This window comes from Protofrankia sp. CiP1_Cm_nod3, from assembly GCF_982290655.1.
On the sequence record NZ_CEVIVD010000027.1, the window covers coordinates 1 to 5,374 of the forward strand.

6 protein-coding genes are annotated in these 5,374 nt (G+C 69.0%); 3 read left to right on the forward strand and 3 right to left on the reverse strand.

Going from position 1 to position 5,374, the window contains the following annotated elements; translation table 11 throughout:
* Positions 1 to 29: 29 nt before the first annotated feature.
* From AC5LUJ_RS07930 to AC5LUJ_RS07940, 3 genes are all read left to right on the forward strand, one after another.
* Positions 30 to 845 carry a dienelactone hydrolase family protein gene (locus AC5LUJ_RS07930; protein ID WP_493464709.1) on the forward strand — a complete coding sequence of 272 codons (816 nt, stop codon included), beginning with the start codon at positions 30 to 32 and terminating at the stop codon, positions 843 to 845.
* Between the two features lie 496 nt (positions 846 to 1,341).
* Entirely contained in the window at positions 1,342 to 1,932 is a 591-nt protein-coding gene (locus tag AC5LUJ_RS07935; protein ID WP_493464710.1) for a hypothetical protein, read from the forward strand.
* Positions 1,933 to 2,032: 100 nt separating this feature from the next.
* Positions 2,033 to 2,584: a GNAT family N-acetyltransferase gene (locus AC5LUJ_RS07940; RefSeq protein ID WP_250291084.1), complete on the forward strand. Its 552-nt coding sequence runs from the start codon at positions 2,033 to 2,035 to the stop codon at positions 2,582 to 2,584.
* A gap of 484 nt (positions 2,585 to 3,068) precedes the next feature.
* Here the strand turns inward: AC5LUJ_RS07940 and AC5LUJ_RS07945 are convergent, their stop codons facing one another.
* From AC5LUJ_RS07945 to AC5LUJ_RS07955, 3 genes are all read right to left on the reverse strand, one after another.
* On the reverse strand, positions 3,069 to 3,221 hold the full coding sequence (locus AC5LUJ_RS07945) for a hypothetical protein (protein ID WP_493464711.1): 153 nt from the start codon (positions 3,219 to 3,221) through the stop codon (positions 3,069 to 3,071).
* On the reverse strand, positions 3,206 to 3,544 hold the full coding sequence (locus tag AC5LUJ_RS07950) for a carboxymuconolactone decarboxylase family protein (RefSeq protein WP_250291083.1): 339 nt from the start codon (positions 3,542 to 3,544) through the stop codon (positions 3,206 to 3,208). The genes AC5LUJ_RS07945 and AC5LUJ_RS07950 overlap by 16 nt, the downstream gene beginning before the upstream one ends.
* 244 nt (positions 3,545 to 3,788) lie before the next feature.
* The gene (locus AC5LUJ_RS07955; protein ID WP_493464712.1) at positions 3,789 to 5,063 is read right to left on the reverse strand and encodes a PP2C family protein-serine/threonine phosphatase; all 1,275 of its coding nucleotides are present in this window, start codon (positions 5,061 to 5,063) and stop codon (positions 3,789 to 3,791) included.
* Positions 5,064 to 5,374: the final 311 nt, after the last annotated feature.

Consider the following 5,374-nt stretch of genomic DNA (forward strand, 5'->3'; position numbering starts at 1 on the left):
AGCATGAACGTTCTGCTTGACTGTCCGCCATGGCCGACGACAGTCTCGCCGATTTCGAGATGAAGGACTTCACCCACGACGGCAGGACCCGGACGGTGTACCGAGCCGGCACGGGCCCGGCCGTGATCGTGATCGCGGAGCTGCCGGGTATCACGCCGAAGGTGGCCACGTTCGCCCGCCGGGTCATCGACATCGGCTGCACCGCGGTGATGCCGCACCTGTTCGGCGTCCCCGGCAAGGACCCGCTCGCCGCCGGCAGGCTGGGCACGTTGCGGTACGGGCTGTCGTCGGCTGTTCCAGCCTGCGTCAGCCGGGAGTTCACCGTCTGGGCGACGAGCCGCACATCACCTGTGGTCTCGTGGCTGCGTGCCCTCGCCGCGGACGAGCACGCGCGCTGCGGCGGGCCCGGTGTCGGCGCCATTGGCATGTGCTTCACCGGCGGGTTCGCGCTGGCGATGGCGACGCACCCCAGCCTGATCGCTCCAGTGCTGGCGGAGCCGTCCCTGCCGTTTCCCTTCACCAAGGCCAGAAAGAGGGCCATCGACTGTTCCGCCGCCGACCTCGACGTGGTCAGGGGACGGTGCGCGGCGGAGGGCCTGCGGGTGCTCGGCCTGCGCTTCCGGGGCGACAGCCTCTCACCGGCTGAGCGCTTCCAGTTCCTGCGGGAGCGGCTGGGCGACGCCTTCGTCGCCATCGAACTCGACGACAGCAGCGCCAGCCCCGAGGCCAGGATGAAGCCGCATTCCGTCGTCACCGAGCACCTCATCGACGAGCCCGGCCAGCCGACACGGGCGGCACTCGACCAGGTCCTCGAGCTGTTCCGAACACGCCTTCTACCGGCGTAGCGAACTCGCCCGGCGAAGTCCGGAGCCATCCGCGCGCGACACGCTCGAACGCGCGCTGGTCGCGGCGTTCGCGGACCACAGCCCGGCTTGCCGAGCGGTTCGGCCCCCCGGACCGCTCGGCAAGGGTCGTACCCAGGTCTGCCCCTGCGCCGCGGCCCGGCGCTGGCCCGCGACCACAACACCCACGCCGGCCGGATCACCTGCCCCGGTCGGTGCCGCCCACGACCTTCCCTCCATCACCCCCGCCGAGGTCCTCGCCACCGGCCCCGACCCATCCTGACCCTCGCACCAACGCGCCCGGATCCCGCCCGCCCGCGGGGCGCGGCTGCCGGCCGCGGGCCGGGTGGGACCGAGAAGCGCGCTGTGCTGTCGCCATCCTGACCGGGCGGGCGGCCCGGGTTCAGTACCAGCACGGATACGCGGCGGCGGCCGCGCCGCGCATGATGCGGTCACCACAGGCACGCCTGAGCGTGCACGAACTCGAAGGTGACGCACGATGACCATGAACGAACCGTCGGCCGCCGTCTCACGGCGGGGCATCCTGGCAGCCGGGCTGGGCCTGGCGACTGCCACCGCCACCGCCACCGCCATGCTTGCCACACCCGCCGCGGCGTCGGGGACGTGGCAGACTGACTGGCGTTTCTGCAACAGGTGCCACGGCCTGGTCCGGTACCCTTCGCCGGTCCAGAACCGATGCCCCGCGGGCTTCTCGCACAGGGTTCAGGGCTGGACCTTCGGAGTGCCCTTCACCAACAGCACTGACCACCATGCTGGCGAGACGGAGTACCAGCAGAGCGACTGGCAGATGTGCCAGTACTGCAGCGTCCTCTACTACCACGACTTCCCCGGCGTATGCGCCGGCCGCGGCGGCTCCACCCACCTGGCGACCGGGCCCCAGTACCTTCTCCTCCACGACCGCAACCCGGTTCCGAGCGGCTTCCAGACCGACTGGCGGTTCTGCTACAGGTGCAGCTCGCTCTACTTCGACGGCTATGACCCGAACGGCGTCTGCCCCGGAAACCCAGGCTGGGGCCATGCCGCCGCCGGCTACATGTTCCACCTGCAGGTGTACGCCTACACCCTCTGACCTAGTAGTGCTTTGTTAGGTTGAGTCGATCAGCGGTGGCAACACGGCCGTATATGTCGCGCTCGCCGGGACGCGGGACCTTTCGAAGGCTGATCTTTGATTGGAGACCAGCGATATAATGAAAAATATGATCACTTCTTTGGATGATCCGGTGAACCCGCCCTGGCAGCTGTTGGAGGCTGAGGAGTGGAGGCTGTCGGACGATCCCGGCCTCCTGGACCGTCATCAGGTGTGGAAGTGGTTGTCGCTGGAGACCGCCTGGTCGCGCGGCCGTAGCCAGGAGGCTGTGAACACCTCGCTTGACCATTCCCTCACCGTGGGCGTCTACGATCCGGCTGGTCGGCAGCGGGGAGTCGCCCGTTGCGTGACCGACCGGGTGGCTGTCGGATTTATCGACGACGTCTACGTCGATGCGGACCATCGCGGTAAAGGAATTGGGCGCTGGCTGGTCTGCGGGCTGCTCCACCATCGGCTGTTGCGCGGCATTTCGCAGTTCACGTTGGTGACGGACGATGCGCACGCCCACTACGCCGCAAGCGGCTTCACGTCGCTGGCCGAACTCCAGCGGTGGATGCAGTGGCGACGCGACACCGGCTCCGCGTACACGCCCGACCCCTGGACGCCAGGTTCCCCGTCCAGGTCCGTTAGCTGAGCAGTCAGCTTCCACCGGCCACCCTCGCCGCCGAGCGCCGGAGCCGTTCTTTTTACGCTCCCGGCGGGGCCCTTGCCTGATTACAGTTGTAGCTTCGGCTACTGTTGTCGCCGCGACAGGATCGGCCTGGGCGCATCGAGGACTGATAAGTCCTCGATTGTCGCCGGTACAGGCTCGTCCTTGCCAAGCGCAATCCCACACATTGTCCCGCGGAGGATCTTTCCGGATCGGGTCTTGGGTCAACGCCGTTCAGCTTGCGTCGATCTTGATGCTTGTCGATCGCGCGGCGCGCGGGGCGAGTGGGTGGAGCCGGATCGTGGCGGGACCGTCATGACGGGTCGAGGCGGGCTCGTCGGGTTTCTTGACGCGGTAGCTGTTGTGTCGGGCGCGTTTGACGACGCGGGGGCAGGTGCGGTGGCGCCGGGGTGGGCTGAGCCGGCGGGTGATCTCGGCGTGGAACCGAGGTAGCTGGGCTTTCCAGTCCTCAGGGGGGAATGTCCGCCGTCCCGGTGGCGGAACGGCGGACCAGGCGCAGGGTCCGGGCGAAGCCGACCCGTTCGGGGTCGACGTCGGCGGCCTCGGCTGCCTGGGCGATCAGGGCGGTGAGCGCGTACTGCACGGTCAGCCAGGCCCACATCTCCTGGACGGCCAGGTCGGGCAGCCGGGAGCGCAGGATCCTGCCGGGGCCGCGTAGGTGGGTCTTGAGCTGGTCGTTGGAGGTCTCCTCCTCCCAGCGTTAAGGCGCTGGGTGGTTTCCCCGGCCCGCAACGCCAGGTGGGTGTGCAGGTCCAGGCAGTAGGCGCACCCGTTGATCTGCGAGACCCGCAGGCTGACCAGCTCCAGCGTGATGCGGGACAGCCCTGCCTCGGCGGCGCGCGCTCGCACCTCGGCGGCCGTGGCCCGCAGGGCCTTGAATACCGACGGTGTCTGCTTGTCGAGGTAGATCCGCGACGTCGTCACGGGTTGCCCGTCCGCACAGCGGCCAGCGCGTCCGGCGTGACCGGGTCGATGATGTCGTCGAACGACCACACGTGGCGGCAGCAGTTCCGTGTAGACCTCGCCCTCTCGTTCGGGTCGGGTGGCCCGTTACGGCAGGCGGGTGTGTCCGGCTCGGCTGGCGACGATGCGCGCGGCCGCCAGCGCGCGGGCCCGCCCGGCATCGCCGGTGAGCCGGGCGAGGATCGCCGCGGGCGGGACGACGCTGTCACTTTTCGGGGGCGGAGGCGTGGCCGATGTCCGCTCCGCTGTCGGCCTGGCGCTGTGGTCCACTGCGCTGGTGCCAGTCCAGGCACATCACCGTCGCGTCGTCCTGCAAGTCGCCGCCGCAGGCGTCGAGGACGCGTCCGGTCAGCTGCTGGACGAGTTCCCGGGGATGCAGCTGCCTGTTTGTCGCCAGCTGCGTGGGCAGGTCGATCCGTGCCGCGTTGCGGTCGACCATGCCGTCGGTGACGAACAGCAGACGGTCCCCTGAGCGCAGCTGAAGGTGACGGACAGTGTAGGCGTGCTCCGGGAACATGCCGAACGCGAGGTCCGGCGGCCAGCTGACCTGCTCCACCATGTCATCCCGCAGCAGGTAGAAGGGGATGTGGCCGGCGTTGACGGCGCGCAGTGCGCCGGTCGGCAGGTCGATGTGGAACAGCAGGCCGGTGACGAACTGCTCCAGGTTGGAGTGCTCGACCATCATGGTGTTCACACGGTCGGCCATCGCCGCCAGACCACGCGGGCCTGGTTCCCGGCGGACGTTACGCAGACCGTTGACCGTCAGGGTGGCCAGGATGGCGGCGGCCAGTCCGTGGCCCATCGCGTCGGTGAGCGACAGGTACAGGTCGGCCCGTCCGAAGGAGTAGTCGAAGGTGTCTCCCGCGACGGCGGCCGACGGCTCCATCCAGCCGGCGATCGTCGCCTGCGCGCTTTCGCAGGTGAACGAGTCCGGCAGGAGCCGGCGTTGGATCTCGGCCGCGAGTTCGAGGGGTACCGTACGCTGTCCCCGCTCGAACAGGTCGGTGTAGCGCCGGTTCAGCACGACCGTGTACGCGAACAGGTGCGCGGCCTGCGAGATCTCGGCCGTCAGATGGCCGAGGTGATCCGCGGCGGAGGTTCCAGCAGGTGGCGCATCAACGCCCCCGTCGGTCGTGGCGAAGACGACCTCGATGACGCCGATCGCCTCACCGCGAGCGGTGACCGGCGCGATGATGATCATCTGCCCGTCACCGCGGTTCAGCGTCGGGCGCTGGGAGCGCAGCACCTGGCCCTGGGGCGTGCCGTGCACCGGCACCCGCTCCATGGCCGTCTCCCCGCCGCGCGCCGTGGAGAACCGGGCGAGGACATCGCTGGAATAGTCGGCGATCAGGAACGATGCTCCGAGCGCTCCCAGATCGCCCTGGAGGCGTGTCACGAGCGCGTCCACGGCGTCGGCGGGTGCCGCCTGCTCGACCGCTGTCAGCAGCGCTGCCGCGTCGAAGACCCCTCGCTCACTCACCGCTCCACCATAGGCACGCCCCGGACAGTGCCCGGACGACGGCGGCCACCCGCACCGAAGGAGAGGATCATCAGCCCGTGACCGGCGCGGGATCACGCCAGACGGGCCGGAGTGAGCTGGAGGCCGATGGCGTTCACGATGCGGGAGCGGCCAGACAGGCAACAGGAAGATCCACTGAGGATGCCCGTCGCCCCGTGGAGCAGCCGTCGTCCACGGCTGAAGCCTCACATCCCTACTACCGCGATCAAGGATGGTCCGAGAGAAGCGGCAGATCGGTGAGATGCGCCGCCAGGACAGATCCATGAGAAAGC

Bases quoted from the DNA above. Each gene is read 5' to 3' on its own strand.
- AC5LUJ_RS07935 (WP_493464710.1), top strand. From the start codon at position 1,342: ATGACCATGAACGAACCGTCGGCCGCCGTCTCACGGCGGGGCATCCTG.
- AC5LUJ_RS07930 (WP_493464709.1), top strand. From the start codon at position 30: ATGGCCGACGACAGTCTCGCCGATTTCGAGATGAAGGACTTCACCCAC.
- AC5LUJ_RS07945 (WP_493464711.1), bottom strand. From the start codon at position 3,221: ATGTGGGCCTGGCTGACCGTGCAGTACGCGCTCACCGCCCTGATCGCC.